Origin of the sequence: Clostridium sp. UBA4548, from assembly GCF_002387895.1 — a bacterium.
Taxonomy (GTDB): domain Bacteria; phylum Bacillota; class Clostridia; order Clostridiales; family Clostridiaceae; genus Clostridium_J.
This window is the reverse complement of the sequence record NZ_DGLI01000029.1, coordinates 29,706-47,113: the sequence shown is the minus strand read 5'-3', so window position 1 is coordinate 47,113 and position 17,408 is coordinate 29,706. Positions and strand designations below refer to the sequence as shown.

Here is a 17,408-nt window from a genome sequence, read left to right as displayed (position 1 = left end):
TCCACTTCCTCTTATATATTAGTAACAGATATAAATTTATGGGGGAGATTTTTTGGGAAGAGATATAAAACATGTTTTTCAAGTAGCCACAGTGTTTATTGGAACAATAGTAGGTGCTGGTCTTGCATCTGGTCAAGAAATAACTCAGTTTTTTTCAACCTATGGATACATGAGCTTTTGGGGACTTCTTATTTGTGCAGTCTTTTATATGGTGTTTAGCTCTATAATGGTATCTATCAGTGTAAAATATAATTTAAATTCCTATACAGACTTTATAAACCTTGTTAGCCCAGGGTTCTTGGGAAAAATAACAGATTATTTAACTAGCTTTTTTTTAATTTCTGGGGCTGCCATTATCCTAGCTGGAAGCGGTGCCCTACTTTATCAATACTTTAGACTTCCACGATATATTGGGATCTTAATTATGGTAGTGGTAGCCTTAGTTACCTTGCTTAATGATACAAAAGGACTTATAGCCATTAACTCCTTTATAGTTCCTTCTCTTACAACAATTATAATTACAGTATTTGTACTATATCTTGTTTATTCTAAAGGAACAATGTCCCTAGAGTATTTAAAGGGAGTACCTGTGCATAAAACAATTTTGATTCCTAATCAATGGATAATTTCATCCTTTTTATATGCCGGCTTTAATATGTTATTTTCCAGTGGTGTTATCGTTCCACTAACAAAGGAAATGAAAAAGAAGAGAGTTATAATCACTGGACTTATAATTGGTGCCCTTACTTTAACACTTCTTGCAGGATTAATTAATTCCATGCTACTTGTAAATATACCAAGTATATTTAAATATGAAATTCCACTGCTTCATGTAGCAAGTAGATTCGGTCCACTGATTCAAGTGCTTCTGCTTATAGTAATCTGGTGTGAAATGTTTTCAACTGAGGTTTCAAATATTTACAGTGTAGGAAAAACTCTTGAAAACAAATATAAAATCCCTTATAAAAAGGGGATATTTCTAGTATTGTTAATAGCTATCCCAGTATCTCAAATAGGCTTTAAAACTTTGATAACTTATCTTTATCCTGGCTTTGGGATCATTAGCTTAATTTTTTCTGTGCAATGTGTTATGTTCTACTTAAAGATGAAAAGAACTAGATAGAGTCTATAAAAATTATATACTTAAATATATATAAAATCCTCCGAAGAAAAACTCCTCGGAGGATTTATTTTTTATGATTTATTTTTAAAGTTCCAATGTACAACGTTTTTTCTAAGCTCCTCAATTTCAAGCCTGATTGCTTTAACTATCCTAGTATATAAAAAGTATAATATTCCAGCTATTAACAAGTACTTATCTAAATTGTAGAAATTATTTTGAATGCGACTTAATAAAATATCCCTATAAGCATCTAAATTTTCCCCTACTATCCCAATTGCTTCTAGCCCTACTCTTCCTATTGTTTCTAATTCATCAATGGCGTATCCATTATATAAGGCTATAATAGCTGAATTACCCGCTAAGTATAGTGAAACAATTGCTGAAATATATAGCAAAATATTTTTCCACACTTTTTCACTGTTGCAGTGATTAATGAAAGCATTCTTAAAAAGCTTTACTACAATAACGACGAATATCAATAAAGCTATTATTATTAGTAAAGTGTTACAAATCTTAAGTAAAAGATAATTTCCCCAAATACCTGACATAAACTTCCCCCCTATTTTATACACTTATAAGATTATGAGCTATGTAAGAAATTTTATTTATGTTTTTATTATACCATATTTTTACATAACTACAATGGAATTTACAGAATATGCCGAAAATTATTTAACCCCTAAGGAACACTTCCTTAGGGGTTTACTTATAGTCTTTTATGCACAACATTTCTTCTAATTTCTTCAACCTCAAGCTTAACTTTTTTAGCTATTCTAACATATAAAAAGTAAAATATTCCTGATGCTACTAACCATTTTATTAAATATTCGAAGTTTGTTGAAATCTTCTTTAGTAAAACTTCTTTATAAGGTACTCCATTAAATGTAGAGTTTCCTACAAGGTTTAATTGTGTAATAACGCCTTCATTGTCAAAGGTTCCTGCTAATATAATTCCACATATATAGAGTACACCAATTCCATAAAAATGTATTCTAGCATTTCTCCAAAAACTTTCGCTACTGTAATGATTGATAAATGCCCCTTTAAAAAGTCTCACTGTCATAGCTATAAATGCTAACAATGCTATTATACTTATAGCTGAATTAAACCCTTTAATAAAAGAATAGTTTCCCCAAATACCTGACATAAAATCTCCCCCATTCAACCCCTTAATAAATATTACAATGTATTTACCTTATATTATTTGTACTATTATATCAGCTTTTTCATTATATTTGTTTTAATATTCTGAAAACTTTTTGTTGCATTATTTTGGTTTACTTTCCATAAGGTTCATAGTTTAAATGATAGATATTCGCATATAATAATAACACTTAGTTAGAAAGAGCTAAAGTTAATATTTGCTTATAACTAAATGTAACTTGGTTCTCCAGGGCTTTTGGGTAGGGATAAAACTATTTCTATCATTAGCTTATAACTAAGAAATTTATACAATAAAGGAGGAATTTAATATGTCAAACAGAAGCAATAGAGTATTAGTTCCAGAGGCTAGAGAAGGATTAAACAGATTTAAAATGGAAGCTGCAAAAGAAGTAGGAGTAAACTTAAAAGAAGGTTACAATGGAGACATAACTTCTAGAGAAGCGGGTTCAATAGGTGGCCAAATGGTTAAGAGAATGGTTGAAGCTTACGAAAAAAACCTATAATTTAAATCATTACCCCCTGAGGAAACTTTCCTCAGGGGGTATTATATTGACATTTTCAGATGCCTTATTAAAATTTATTTTTAAGATCCCACCGCACTACTCTTTCCCTTAACTTCTCAATTTCAAGATTTATTGACTTAGCTACTTTTATATAGAGGAAGTAAACCACTCCTAATTGAATTAACTTATTAATAATATATTGAAAATTTCCTTGAACTTGCTTTATAAACATTACCTTATATGAAGCTCCTTTTTCCAAGGCCTCTATTGCTCCTTGTAATTCTAAAATAATATATCCATTACCTACGGCTGATATTAATGCTACTCCTGAAAGATAAACTATAGAAAATCCACAAATATATATAACGATATTTTTCCAGACACTTTCACTGCTAGAATGATTCCCAAAAAGGCTTTTAAAAAACTTGACTATAATAGAGAAAAATGTAACTAAAGCTATTATAATAAAAATAGTGTTTCCGATTCTAAGTAAAAAGCAATTTTCCCATAAACCTGACATACAGTGTCCTCCAATTAGATTGTTACCAATACTGTGGTTTTATGTAAAAATATAACTTAATACTATTATATTATTATTTCCTTATATTATGTTTAATTTTTGGCCTTTTGTAAATTTATGTGCTAAACTCTACAGCATCCAATCTTCAGGCTCTTTATCAAATCCTATGCTATAATATATAATTTTCCTTATGCTAAAGATGTGTTATTATAATACCAAAACAATTTACCTATTGTTTATAAAATATTATGTAGTTAATTTATTATGGTTAATAATAGCTATATTATTAACAGTTTATTAGTCAATAATTATAAAGATAAAAAAGGAGAAAACTTATAAATGCCTAACAATATAATCGTAGACAACTTAAACTATTGCAATATATGTCCTAGAAACTGCAATGCTAAGAGAACTTCTCCAAACTTTGGAGTTTGCAAAAGCTCTCTTACCTTAAAAGTTGCTAAAGCCTACCCTCATATGTGGGAAGAACCATGTGTTTCTGGTGAAAAAGGTTCTGGAACTGTATTTTTCTCTAACTGCAATTTAAACTGTGTGTTTTGCCAAAACCATGAAATAAGTCATGAGGCTAAGGGTAAGGAAATTACTACCCAAAGACTTAGTGAAATTTTTCTTGAGCTTGAGGAAGGAGGTTGCCACAACATCAACTTAGTTAACCCTTCCCACTATGCTCTTCAAATTATAGAAGGAATAGAATTAGCTAGAGAAAAGGGCTTAAAAGTTCCTATTGTTTATAATTCTAATGGTTATGAAAAAGTAGAAACCCTCAAAGCCTTAGAAGGCTATATTCAAATTTATATTCCAGATTTAAAATATTTTAATGACAAATACGCAATAAAATACTCAAAAGCTCCAAACTACTTTAATATAGCTTCAAAAGCCATAGAAGAAATGGTAACCCAAATAGGAGAGCCACAATTTGATGAAAATGGTATGATGAAAAAAGGAGTTATAATAAGACATTTGATGCTTCCAGATCTATTATTTGACTCAAAAAAGGTAGTGGATTACATCTATAAAACCTTTGGTGATTCTGTGTACTTAAGTCTAATGAATCAATACACTCCTATGTACGGTGCTAAAGACTTTCCTGAAATTGATAAGACTTTAAATCCAAAGCATTATGACAGCTTAATTGATTACTGTTTAGAACTTGGTTATAAAAATGCCTTTATACAAGAAAGTGGTACTTCCTCAGAAGTTTATGTGCCAGACTTTAACTTAAGTGGTGTATAGTCTCAAACTTTTCGGAAACATTTTGCCCCTAAGTCCTTATTTATTTTATTTCTGTGAAAATTATTTTAAAAATTAATTAGTTCATATGCAATTGTATTTAAACCTTTATTCTCTATGCTTATTTTATATAAACAAAGCTCCCCAGAAAATCTTCTCTGGGGAGCTTTTAATTAAAACTTATACTTATCTAAGTCCTCTTTAAAGTACTGAGCAATCTTTTTAAACTCATTAACTGACTGAATTAAATGTCTAATTTCCTCTGTGTAAGAACTTACATTTGCACTTACTTCTTCTGTAGAAGCTGAGTTCTCTTCTGCTATAGCAGCAAGAGATTCTATAGTTTCATACATTGTAGCAATAGACTTTGCTTCTTTATCTAAATCATTTATAGTTTCAATCATAGATTTAGAAACTGTCCTTACAGACATAGTGGATTCATAGCTTACTTTTCTAATTTCCTCTAAGCCTTTAGTTTCCTGTTGAAGAGTATCATATTGTTCTTCAATATTATCTACTAAACCATCAATATCTTGCACAAACTGTACTAGGTTTGAATTAATTTCTTCTACAGCATTCTTAGTTTGCTCTGCAAGTTTTCTTACTTCCTCAGCAACTACAGCAAAGCCTCTACCCTGCTCACCAGCTCTTGCGGCCTCTATTGACGCATTCAATGCTAACAGATTTGTTTGATCAGAAATTTGGGCAACTATAGAAACTATGTTAGTTATATCTTTAGCCTTGTCCCCAAGTTGAACGCCTTTAACCTTAACTTCTTGGAAATTGTTTAAAGTTTTTTCTATATTGTTGCTTACAGACTCAACTTTATCAAAGCTTGAATTAATTTTTTCAATAGTTCCTTCTAACTCTTCTTTATTATTGTTTTCACTATCTACAATAACTTTAAGGGCATTTATATTATCATTTAAGATAGACGCTGCTTGTTCTGTATTTTGAGCTTGATCTACAGAAGTACTAGCCACCTGCTCCACTACCTGAGAAATTTCATTAGAAGTTTTGTCCATATTATCTGAAATCTTTCCAAGCTTCTCAGAGAAGTCTCTCATTTCCTCGGTAATACCATTAAATACCACAAAATCAGAACTCATGCTCTTCATGTGAGTTTTAATACTTGCAAAAATATCTTCAAAGACATCCTTTGTATTTATATCTCTATCTTCAAAGAATATATTATTATTTAGTTTATCCCCTAATCTCACTAAGTCCTTTGTTGGCTTAAGAAGTAATCCCACTCCAACCAAAGTAGCTACTGAGGATACTCCTGTTAAAATCAGTGCTTTAACTATATTATCAACTCCTAAAACACCTAAAGAACCCAATAAAGTTACTAGGAAAGTAACTAAGGTAGCTTTTCCTGCTATAGATTTAATAAAGCCTAAGGATGTTACTTTGTTAAATAAATAAGATTTCTTTTGATAAATATCCTCACTAAAGGTTATTTTAATTTCCATAGAGTCCTCATTTTTCTTCTCTATGTTATATTCATACTTTTCATTAAAGTATGCAAAACTCCCCTCCAGCATTCCTAAGAAATAATCGAACATTCCTCTCTTAGATTGGTACTTCATCACCGCTTCTCTTGAAGACACAGGCTTAATATCTACCACTGGAGGCTTTGCTCCAGGAATTTTTTGTGTCATAACTGTATGTATATCATAAAGGGATTTTAAAAATCCATATGTTCTTTCATGTTTAAAAAATACTGGATAAACCTTAGCAAAGGAATTAATATTATCATTACCAATAGCTCTCCATAGCTGTTCTGTGCTAACCTTTTGACTAGATGACATCTTCTCCATAAACTTTTTAATATCACTATCATTTACATCTTCTACTGGAGAAAATACTCTTCCACTTCCCCAACCAACATATTCCATGGTGCTATCCACACTGGAATCTCCATACAGTTTTCTACAAGTTTGCATCCAAACGGACACTACTGTTCCTTTCATCTTTATCCCCTCATTTCATTAATTAAAAATTTCTGTTTAATACTTATTGATAAGTAAGCTTATAGGTTGAAAATATTACTTTAACATAAGTTCATCGCTCAATTATATTAATAACTTTAAATAAACAAAATTAATCAATAATCAATTATAATTAATAATAATTATTACTCATTAATATATTATCAAAACTTTCCACTATTGTATATTATTTATTTAAAATAAATTTACTTGTAAACTAAGTTATCTAGCCCCTAAAAAAACAAGAGAATATTTAAGCTTTGAACCTTATCTTCATTAATTGTTCTAAATACTAGTCTTACTTATCCTTCTCTATCCACAGAAAAATAAAACATGACTCCTTGTTCAGTATTTTTAACTCCATAGGTTCCCTTGTGCAGCTCAACAATTTTTTTAACTATAGATAACCCAAGACCAGTTCCCCCCAATTTTCGGCTTCTTGATTTATCTCCTTTATAAAACTTATCCCAAATCTTACTTAGAGCCTCTTCTTCAATATGTCCCCCACTATTTTCAAAATACACAAAGCCTTTTTCCTTCTTCACCTTTGTACTTATCCAAATATGTCCTCCTATGTTTGTGTGCCTTATAGCATTAGTTAAAAAATTTGTAACTACTTGCTCTAGTTTAAAGCAATCACCCTTTAATCTTAAGTTATCTGCCAAATCTATGTGAACATCTATGTTTTTTTCTAGAATTGAAGGCATTAATCTTCTTATAGTGCCCTCTATAATTTGTCCGATATCACAAACTTCCGTTTTAAAAATTATGTTTTCACTCTCAAGGGTAGATAGCTCTAACATATCCTTCACTAAATTCCCCATTTTATCAGATTCACTAATAATTACATCTAGAGAGTAATCCACTTCTTCCTTAGAAAACATATCGTCCTTAATGCCCTCTGCATAACCCTTAATCAAAGTAATAGGTGTTTTCAATTCATGGGATACGTCAGCAATGAACTCTTTCCGCATGGTCTCTAGCTTTCTCTCTTTATCAATATCTCTTCTTAATTTTGTGTTAGCACTTTGAAGCGAATTCAATGAAAGTTGAAGTTCTGAAGATAGAAAATTAAGGGAGTTTGCAAGACTTCCTATTTCATCTTCTGAATTCACTAGGCACTTTTCACTAAAATCTAAGTGAGCCATTTTCATTGCCACCTTATTAATTCTTTTAAGAGGCCTAGTTATCATTCTAGTGAAAACTAATGACAAAAATACTATTACCACTATTGCAGCTATATAAAAGTACTTATAAAATATTTCGATAACTCCTACTGCTTCCTTTATAGATTGCATAGAAGTAAATCCTAGAATTATCTGGGAATCTTGTATTATTACTGAAACTAAACTCTTTGTATCAGTTTTTTGATCCGTTACTCCAAAAGTAATTTTACCTTTATTACTTAACTCTTGTTGTAATTCACTATTATATTTAAATTCATTTACAATGTTTCTAACCATTGTTTGCTTATCAGTATCTATTTTCTTATGTCCTGTATTAAACACTATGGTAATATTATTTTCAGTATCAACTATAGCCATAAAAGTATTGTATTTATCTTCATATTCTTTCATGGCTATTAAAATTTCTTCTTCACTTTTAGCCATGGCTAAAGTTTGCTTAAATTTGCCCACATTAGCTTCAATATCTGCTTTCTTCTTATTATAGTACATCTTTTCAAAAAACACTCTCTGAGTAATAAGGGTAAATGCTAAAAAAGAGATAAATATAATTATGGTTATAAAGAACAACTTTCTTGTTATGCTATTCTTAACTGTAATTTCTGGTCTCATATTTCACCGTCCCCTTGAAACTTATACCCAAACCCTCTCACAGTAGTAATTAAATTAGCACTTTCTTTTAATTTTTCTCTTAGTCTTTTCACTGTGGTATCTACTACTCTTAAATCACCCTCAAAGTCGTACCCCCAAATGGCAGTTAAAATTTGCTCCCTTGTGAGCACTATACCTTTATTATTTACAAAGTAAATAAGAAGGGAGAATTCCGTTGGTGATAAATTAAGTTCTTCCTTATTCAAAACCACTTTGTGAGCCTTTTCACTAATGTATAAACTGCCAAAGATTAAACCCTCTAAGTTTTTATGCTGGTCCTTATCTTCGTTTTCATAAATCCGCTTAATTTGTGCTTTAACTTTAGCAACCAAAACCTTAGGACTAAAAGGTTTTGTCTCATAATTATCTGCTCCAAACCCAAGAGCAAAAAGCTTATCTTCATCTTCCGCCCTAGCACTGAGCATCATTACTGGAACATTGCTATCTTTTCTTAAGATTTTTAAAGTTTCGAAGCCATCCATTACTGGCATCATTATATCCATCACTACAAAATCTATTTGATTACTCTTAATTATATTTAAGGCTTCTACTCCATTATCTGCCTGATAAATCTCAAAGCCTTCTTTTCTTAAGTACACAGCTAAAAGATTTCTTATGTTATCTTCATCATCCACAATCAAAATTGACTTATTCAATAAACTCACCTCTACTATTATAATTAATATAAATTAATTAGTACTTTATCCATTCTCTTATATTGACCCCACGTCTCCTAACATTTACACATCAATGTATTTTAAAATTAGTATATAGTTTTTAGTTAAATATTTTCACTTATAATTATAGACTATTTTTATGTCATATTCGTGTTAATTAATAAAATTGTATTTCAAAATCCTCATTTCCCCTATTAACTCATAATTACCTAAAAATTAAGTACTCCAAAGGTATACCTATGGAGTACTTATGATAAATTATTAAGTCGGACTTATCTTATAAAACCCCTAAAGTCTCATATAACTTTTTGAAATCTAACATCCCATACCCACACTGAGGATTAGGGTAAATCACTCCATCCACTTCTATTACACTCTTTATAATGTAACTTCTTATTTTAGGTGTAAATAAATTTTTATCATTACCTTGAACAAGCCCCCACTGCATAACTAGAGCTACTGCTCCACACACAATAGCCCCCGCTGCTGCTGCTCCACTAATTACAATATCTTTTCCTTCTAATCCCGTTGTTAATATATCCGTACCTCCAGTACATACATCCGGTTTAATTCTTCCATCCCTAGTAAAGCCTCTTCCTGACATAGGTACTGGCACTCTTGTCTTGCTATCGTAATAGGAAGTAGCCAATACATTTACTGCAGTAGAAGGTAGCCTTAAAGTTATAAATGGGTCATTAATTAAAAACTTTGTATTTTCATAGAGTAGATATCTTTGAAATAACCAAACATCATATCTTCCGTTTACTATATAATCACCGTACACATTTACTTTCCAAACTCCACTTTGTACATTTCTAATCAATACGCCAATATACTGATCACCATTTGTAAATGATACCTGGTATCTTACCGTTGCCACACTACTACCGATTTGAATCCTTACCTCTTCTCCTTCTGTAAAAATTGCTGGGATTCTACCTGTTCCATTTCCAGTTGGTGGTGTAAGTCCTATGCTTATCTTATCAGGTCTCTTTGCCCAAATAATAAAGTAAAGGTTCTTTTGCCTTGGATCTACACTTATTTCAATTATCTGTTCCTTTCCTGTAGCCGATATCACTCCACTAGTATGAGTGTGGGCCATAGCCTCAGCTCCAGTATTTCCAACTGCTTCTAAACCTCTTCTTTGAATTAAAGAATCAATGAATCTTTCTATAGGACCATCACCATCATGTCCCCCTATGTTGCTTCCGAAGGGAGTGTATATTACCATTGGTTTATTCTCCTTGATTTGAAGTTCTGAAAGGTATAGTAATGCGGTGCGAATATCTGCACTTTCATATACGTCTACACCCTCCTTATCTATTCCATTTAGTTCCAAAGTGCTCTTTTTGGCATTTTTTAATTTTACAATAGCAAATTCACACTTTGGCGCTGCACTTACTAATAAATCTTTTGGGTCTAGCTTTCTTCCTCCTATAATCCCTGCAATTGAAGTACCATTTCCCTTTTCATCTCTATGATTAACAATTGTATAAGGATCTCCTCCATTGTTCTTTAACTTTATTGCATCATTTATGTTCTCACTAGAAAATTCAGTACCATAAGCAATTGAGCTAGGTTTAGGTCCTTGTTTCAAGGTTTGATCCCATATAGCTATAACCCTGGTGTTTCCAGTAACATCTGTAAATCTAGGATTTAAATAGTCTATTCCTGTGCTAATAATTCCAACAATAACCCCTTCCCCGTTTAAACCTGAATTTGTTCCCTCCATAAAATTATAGTAGCTATTTGTGTCAACGACTTCACTTGGAGATAGGGTATAAGGAAAACTATTTTCCACATAAATAATTTCAGGAATATCATCAAGGAGTCTATTTAGTTCCCCTTTAGGTACAGCAACTAAAGCAAATACAGGTCCTGTAACTGTAATTGCAGCATAATCTATCTTTTCAAAGGCCTTTAAAATATCTCCTGTATACTCTATAATATAAGTTTCATAATCATCGCTTAAATAAAATTCCGTAAATTTATCATTACTTTCTCTATATTTATTACAGTATGACTTCGTATAATTATGTTCTTGCATTCTATTAAAACTTCTAGGGTCTACAAACACTTCAATCCCCCCACTTTATTCTATATATCTATTTTATGCGGTCTTTAGACTTTTGTTATAAAAAAGTACACTAGAGTTAAAAAATCTCTAGTGTACCCTATATTATAGTTATTGGAATTTATTCTTTGTATTATTAATAAAATTGTACAGCTTCCCTAACTCTTATTAATCCTTACCGTCCATAAAAGTTATCTTATAATCATTTTAACCTAAATAATTTCTGCTAAATCTTCATGTGTTATACAAGGTATAACAATGGTAAAAATTGTACCCTTGTCAATTTCGCTTTCCACATTAATCTTGCCCTTGTGATTTTTAATTATCTCATAACAGGCATTTAGTCCTAATCCTGTGCCATTTTTTTTAGTTGTAAAAAAGGGCATACCAATTTTCGATAAGTTGTTTTTAGAAATTCCTACTCCATTATCTGATATTTTTATAAACAACTCTTCATTTTCTTCCTTTAATCCTATTTCTATGTTTAACACAGCTTCTCCGTTGCCGCACATAGCGTCCACTGCATTTTTACACAAATTCAACATTACCTGCTTTAACTGACCTTCATCACAAAGTATATATCTTTCATCGTAATTTAAATTAAAGTTAACCTCTATTCCCTTCGTAATAGTTGAAGTCTCTAAAGTACTTTTTAAAGATACTATTAAATCATTTATTGAGACTTCCTCCATAACAGCTTGACTAGGCTTAGACATAGTTAACAAATTACTTATTATTTTATTAACTTCATTTGTATTGCTATTAATTTTTTCTGCATATTCTTTAATCTTCTCTTCTTTAGAATAGGCTTGTATAAGTTGGCTACAGCCCTTTATTGTGGTTAGAAAATTTCTTGTTTCATGTACTATGGTGGCAGACATTTGCCCTAAAAGAGCCAATTTCTCTTGGTTAATTAACTTTTGTCGATTTTCCTTTTCGTTAGTTATATCGTGAATTATACAAGCTCCCCCAACTTTTTCCTTTTCAATGTTGTAAATCATTGAGACCTTGATTAAAATATTTTTTCGTAATTCATTTTCACAATCAAAAAAACCTTCATACAGTTCTTCAACTAACATATTATTTTCATACTTGCTATCCAATAATTTCTTCTTGCCATTTAGCATTTCTATAAGTTCATCAATACTCATTTTAATAATGTCTATATCTTCTCTATGAATCAAATTTGTGAAGGCCATATTATATGCAGTGATTCTATTCTTATTATCTAATATCACGGAAGGAATTCCTATAGAATTTAAAATTGTTTGAGTTTGTAGGTTTAAATTTGCAATTTGTTGCTCTGCCTTTACATCATTGAAGAATACTAGTGCCCCACTATTTATTCTATGAGCATTAACCAATAGCTTCACATTATTTCCTTTAGAATTTCTATAGGTTCTTATAACTCCATTTATATTGCTCTCATTCTCCAGAACTTGCTCAACTATTGCTTGTTCCTCATTTTTTTCATCCTTAGGAATAACTTTAAAAAACTCCTCTGGACTTAATCCTACAAGCTCATCACGGCTCCAGCCAATTACCTCCTGGAACTTTTTATTTGCAAAAGATAATTTATTGCTTTCGTCATAAGTAACTAAGGCTATGGGAATAGCATCCAAAATATCTATTAGTTTGTCATTTACTTCTTCTACTTTTCTGTGAGGGTACTTTACAGCACTCTCAAAGATTCCCCTATAAAGGAAGTGATAACTTGCAATTTTTATAACATGTCCATATAACATTAAAAAGGAATTTGCTGAATTCATTGATATAAATATCACTTCATTGACAATCATTACACATAAGCTCAAAAATACATACTTTAAACTTAATCTTTCGTCTAAGGCTTTATTTTTATGAAGCTTAATTAAAGTTAAAATTAATAAAGCAATCACTGTTATTTCAAGAATAATTTTAGTACTAGTACCTCTATTTCCTGTGTAAAGAGTAAAAAAAGGCTTATTATATAACAAATACCAAATAACTAATACAAATACCATTGATAGGATAGCTGATATATGCTTTCCTTTATTAGGATTAGCCTGCCTTTTACTTAGCCTAGCAAGACAACTACATTTCACACTTTGCTGTAATTCCAGTAAACAACTAAGGATAAATAGAATTAATCCTTGAACTAGTCTACTCATCATCCAAAACTTCAGCGCCAAGTCATTAGGAATATTGCTATACTTATAGATAATCTCATAATAATAAATATGAAGTAGATCAAAAGAAGAAATAATTAAAAATCCAAACCCAATCATCCTATTACTCAAATTTTCATAATCATAGGTATTCCAGCTTAACAAAAAAGTAGAAATTCCTACAAATACACAGGTTAACCCCATTAAAGAATGAATTAAGTGTTCATTTCCTACCCATAAGAATTTCCATATGATTAAAGATAATATATAAGCAAAGCTAATTATAAAAGTTATTATTACTGCTGATTTTTTGTGCATTTCTTGAATATCTTTCCTTTTTAAATCCATATTATTCATAGTCCCCCCCCAAAAAAAGCCTAGAATCCATGGCATCTACTATAAAATATAAATATTAACCGTATATAACATATTTTACTACAAAATTACAAAAATAGAACTAATATATTAAGAATTTTCAGCATAATTTGCTACAGTTGTCTTTCATCCTATACCTATATAGATACAACAAAAAATCCCCTGAAGTCTCCAGAGGATTTTTTGTTGTATTCTGTTTGTTTATATATAAATTAAATTTGAAATCTTACACTTTTTTTATGCTAATACTTTCACTAAACAGCATTCTTAAAGTTAAGTAAGCTATTTTTGGTTAAAACATAAGAAAATGATTTTACTTTGTTCCTGCTGCAATTTCTATAGCTTCTTGATGCTGAGGGTCAACTACTGCCTGAACTTTACCATCTTTATGTCTCTTACTTCCTAAGAAATGCACATCAAAGACTCCATCCATTCCATTACCTTTAACTAAGTCAAGATTTTGACCTGTTCCATAACCTGCTGATAAATTAGTAGCTACAGCTAGAGCTGGTGCCGAATCCTTTCCTGCATGAGGCATAGCCGCCATAGATGCAGCAATTCTTCTACCTTCTATATTAACAATAATCGGTCTTCTTTCCCAAGAGAAGCCTCCCCAGATTTCTTTAATTACTTCAGTATCTTCACTGGTCAAAGCTTCACAATCTGCATGATTAGTTCCAAAGGTTCTCTTTATATTAAAAGTTCTTCCAGTATAAACATCTTGGATTTCAGCTACCGCACCTCGTGGAAATATGTATTGAGCTTCTTCCCACCAGTCAAGAGTTTCAATCTTAGGTTTTTGTTTCTCTTTCGAGGCTGCATCACTTTCTGCCTCATTTGAATTTTTTTCTGTTTGTTGCGTTTCAACCTTCTGTGAACTTTGTTCTGTTTTTCCGGCCTCTATATTTTCTTCTGCGTTAACATTTAAACTGTCGTTAAAGGTTCCCCCTCTAGATAATCTTCTATCTTGAGTCACCTGTACCTGTGCCACCGGCTGTACTTCCTTTCTTTCAGAAGCTTTCTCACCTGCCATAATCATTGCACCTATGGATAGTGATGTAGCCAATAAAACACATAAAATATTTCTTTTCATTTTTCTTACTCCTCTCTTAGTGCCTAGGAAGTTAGTTGACGGGTTCGGAAAGAGATACCCTACCTAAATCTATAAAGAATGTTCAAAGTTAAACAATTAAACTTATCCACTGAAGAGTATTTGCTTATTGTATACAAAGCTCCGACTCCAAGTTTAACCTTAAAACTATCATTACAAATTCTAGGATTCACCCCAAAATAAAATCCTCCCTTGCCAAAATGGCATTAGGCCTACTGAAAATTGTATAAACTACTCCTATAACATTATACTGGAAAAGTTTCTTGATTAAAACCCCCAATTGGTGGAATATCTTCATACAATTACTACTAAAAATTAAATCCAAAACTTAGTATAAGTAAAAAAACAAAAAATATACACATATATTTAATCCCGTGTCTCCGCACGGGATAACTCAATTCCTTCTCACCTCTATCCCGTGACCTGTCTAAGCACGGAACAATTCAATTCATCCTCACCTATATTCCGTTCTGTGTCGGAGCACAGAACAACCCAATTCAATTCTCACTTATATCTCGTTCCGTGTCAAAGCACGGAACAATCCAATTCCTCCCCACCTATATCCCGTGTCAAAGCACGGAACAACCTAATTCTTCTCACCTATATTTAATCCCGTGTCTCCGCACGAGATAATTCAATTCCTTCCCACCTCTATTTAGTTCTGTGTCGGAGCACAGAACAACCCAATTCCACCTTACCCATGTCTAGCTTTTTTAATTGCAAGTTATCACAAAAGTTCTCTGCACTTACCCATAATTAATACACGAAAAATCCCCTAAGGCATTGTTGCCTCAAGGGACTTGCTTAGTAATATTTAGGAATATTAAGTAGTGACTAAATTAAACTTATTTAATTACTTTCAAAGAAAACTTTTCCTTCTACAAACCCTAATTTTACATAAAGTCACAGGTGAACAGGCTGTAGAAGCTATATCTTAAAACACAATTAAATTGGATACTTTATATTAGGAACATTAATCATTCCTTCATAGGGCACTGGTGGATAAAATCTAGCGGTTTCAATAGTTGGCTGTGCACTTCTTCTAAGTTCTGCTATTTTACTTACACCAACATAAATATTAGAAATGCTATACCAAGTCGCAAGATCTACTATCCCTGTTTGTGGAAGGTTAAATATACTTTGGAATGTTTTAACTGAATCAGCGGTAGCCTGATCATAATTTCCACTTATTGCAACTTTTTTAATAGCTGGAAAGTTTTCAGCTATTTTGTTTAAAAAGGTTTGAATTGTCCTTACTGGTGCTCCAGAGCTACCAATCTTTAAATTAAATCCTGGATAGGATTGTGGTATTCCTGATACTTCTTTTGCTTGAACTAGCTGAATATTTGCTCCATAAAAGTTAGTTAGTATTTGATATGGTGTCCTCCCTTGTTCTGCTAAGGATTGGCTTCCCCATTGAGTAAGCCACCCCGGACATTGCACTTGCCTTCCATCACAATACTGCGTAAGTAACGGCTGTTTTGCCCCTGTCCTTTGCACATAAGTGGTGAATAGATCATCAACTATTCTACTAATGTTATCGAATATATTTCTTCCATAAGTAAAGGCATGATCAAAGGCAGTTGAGTTGGTTATATCAAACTTATAACCTTTTCCTCTATACCATTCCGTATAAATTCTATTTAAAGTAAAGGACAAAATACAATATATATTAGCTCTAATTGCTTTTTCATCCCAGGTAGCATAAATCTCCGAGCTAGCCACATTTTTTATATAATCTCTGAACCTTACTGTATAGTTAGGAGCTGCTGTATTAGTAGGCACTCCAGCATGCACAATAATAAATTCTGGAACTACTGGTTCAGGAAGTACTACAAAACCGCTTGGTGGTGGTGGTAATGGTTTATTTGGATCTTCTGGAATCTTAGGTGGGAAGTTTCCAAATAGCCGATTTGCTGGAACTTCTATAATTTCGGTAGGCTCAAGAATTTCTCTTCCCCACCAACTCCTTGCTAAATTAGTTTCATTTCCGCCTATTGCATTAGTAGCACCATTTGGTATTGTACCACTAGTTGTTCCTCCTGTTCCACCATTTACAGCTCCTCCAGTAGTTGTACCTGCTCCCCCTATAGCACCAAGTGGTGTTAAGTTACAAATTTGTAGTGCTACAGTATCAGGAAGTATCTGACAGCCATTAACCTGAAATCTCTCAAACCCCTCTGCCTCAACAATTACATCGCAAGTGCTGTAAGGTTGTTGAGTAGTATTGTTTGGGTCAAGTGAAAGTTCTTTCGGTGGTGCAACTAAATCAATAACTTGAGTTTGCCCCGAATTATCCGTTTGGATTTGAGCTGTTTCCCTATTATATCTTTCTCTCGGAATAACTGTTACCCTTGCATTCCTAATTGGAACATAAGTATTACCTTGAAAAACTTGAACTTTAAGTCTTCCAACATCCGCCATAGTATTCTCCTTAACATAATGCTTCATAATATTATATGAGTGTTAATATAAAAAAGTTCAATAATAAAAATAATAAAATCACTCTTAAGCTTTCCTATAAAGCTGTGAGTGATTTTTATAATATATATGGTTCTTTACCTGAAATCTTAATATCTTAATATATATAAACTTATCTTAAGTCATTTATTCTCTACAAGAAACTTAAATTTCATT

13 protein-coding genes and 1 riboswitch are annotated in these 17,408 nt (G+C 31.9%); of the genes, 3 read left to right on the top strand and 10 right to left on the bottom strand.

Features of this window, described 5'->3' with window-relative positions:
* Positions 1–52: 52 nt before the first annotated feature.
* Complete coding sequence (locus tag B3040_RS12310; RefSeq protein ID WP_291573714.1) at positions 53–1,123, top strand: transporter; 1,071 nt, start codon at positions 53–55, stop codon at positions 1,121–1,123.
* A gap of 71 nt (positions 1,124–1,194) precedes the next feature.
* Here the strand turns inward: B3040_RS12310 and B3040_RS12305 are convergent, their stop codons facing one another.
* Complete coding sequence (locus tag B3040_RS12305) at positions 1,195–1,671, bottom strand: hypothetical protein (RefSeq protein ID WP_291573712.1); 477 nt, start codon at positions 1,669–1,671, stop codon at positions 1,195–1,197.
* Between the two features lie 158 nt (positions 1,672–1,829).
* Complete coding sequence (locus B3040_RS12300; protein WP_291573710.1) at positions 1,830–2,270, bottom strand: hypothetical protein; 441 nt, start codon at positions 2,268–2,270, stop codon at positions 1,830–1,832.
* A 325-nt stretch (positions 2,271–2,595) separates the two neighbouring features.
* Between B3040_RS12300 and B3040_RS12295 the strand changes: the two genes are divergently transcribed.
* Positions 2,596–2,790, top strand: a complete 195-nt coding sequence (locus B3040_RS12295) for an alpha/beta-type small acid-soluble spore protein (protein ID WP_291573708.1) — start codon at positions 2,596–2,598, stop codon at positions 2,788–2,790.
* Between the two features lie 67 nt (positions 2,791–2,857).
* Here the strand turns inward: B3040_RS12295 and B3040_RS12290 are convergent, their stop codons facing one another.
* Complete coding sequence (locus tag B3040_RS12290; protein ID WP_291573706.1) at positions 2,858–3,310, bottom strand: hypothetical protein; 453 nt, start codon at positions 3,308–3,310, stop codon at positions 2,858–2,860.
* A gap of 339 nt (positions 3,311–3,649) precedes the next feature.
* Here B3040_RS12290 and B3040_RS12285 point away from each other — a divergent pair, with 339 nt between their 5' ends.
* Positions 3,650–4,564: a radical SAM protein gene (locus B3040_RS12285; RefSeq protein ID WP_291573704.1), complete on the top strand. Its 915-nt coding sequence runs from the start codon at positions 3,650–3,652 to the stop codon at positions 4,562–4,564.
* A 170-nt stretch (positions 4,565–4,734) separates the two neighbouring features.
* On the opposite strand, the gene B3040_RS12280 is transcribed toward B3040_RS12285, so the two are convergent.
* From B3040_RS12280 to B3040_RS12250, 7 genes are all read right to left on the bottom strand, one after another.
* Entirely contained in the window at positions 4,735–6,534 is a 1,800-nt protein-coding gene (locus tag B3040_RS12280) for a heme NO-binding domain-containing protein (protein ID WP_291573702.1), read from the bottom strand.
* A 320-nt stretch (positions 6,535–6,854) separates the two neighbouring features.
* Positions 6,855–8,348 (bottom strand): sensor histidine kinase, encoded by a 1,494-nt coding sequence (locus B3040_RS12275; RefSeq protein WP_291573700.1) that lies wholly within the window; start codon positions 8,346–8,348, stop codon positions 6,855–6,857.
* Positions 8,345–9,043 (bottom strand): response regulator transcription factor, encoded by a 699-nt coding sequence (locus B3040_RS12270; RefSeq protein ID WP_291573698.1) that lies wholly within the window; start codon positions 9,041–9,043, stop codon positions 8,345–8,347. Before B3040_RS12270 ends, B3040_RS12275 begins: the two co-directional genes overlap by 4 nt.
* A 298-nt stretch (positions 9,044–9,341) precedes the next feature.
* Entirely contained in the window at positions 9,342–11,141 is a 1,800-nt protein-coding gene (locus tag B3040_RS12265) for a S8 family peptidase (protein WP_291573696.1), read from the bottom strand.
* A 209-nt stretch (positions 11,142–11,350) separates the two neighbouring features.
* Positions 11,351–13,642 carry an MASE3 domain-containing protein gene (locus B3040_RS12260; RefSeq protein ID WP_291573694.1) on the bottom strand — a complete coding sequence of 764 codons (2,292 nt, stop codon included), beginning with the start codon at positions 13,640–13,642 and terminating at the stop codon, positions 11,351–11,353.
* 331 nt (positions 13,643–13,973) lie between these two features.
* A complete protein-coding gene (locus B3040_RS12255) occupies positions 13,974–14,753 on the bottom strand; it encodes a hypothetical protein (protein ID WP_291573693.1) in 780 nt (259 codons plus the stop codon).
* 6 nt (positions 14,754–14,759) lie between these two features.
* Positions 14,760–14,994: riboswitch (cyclic di-AMP (ydaO/yuaA leader) on the bottom strand.
* A 722-nt stretch (positions 14,995–15,716) separates the two neighbouring features.
* Positions 15,717–17,195, bottom strand: a complete 1,479-nt coding sequence (locus B3040_RS12250; RefSeq protein ID WP_291573691.1) for a peptidoglycan-binding domain-containing protein — start codon at positions 17,193–17,195, stop codon at positions 15,717–15,719.
* Between the last annotated feature and the right edge of the window lie 213 nt (positions 17,196–17,408).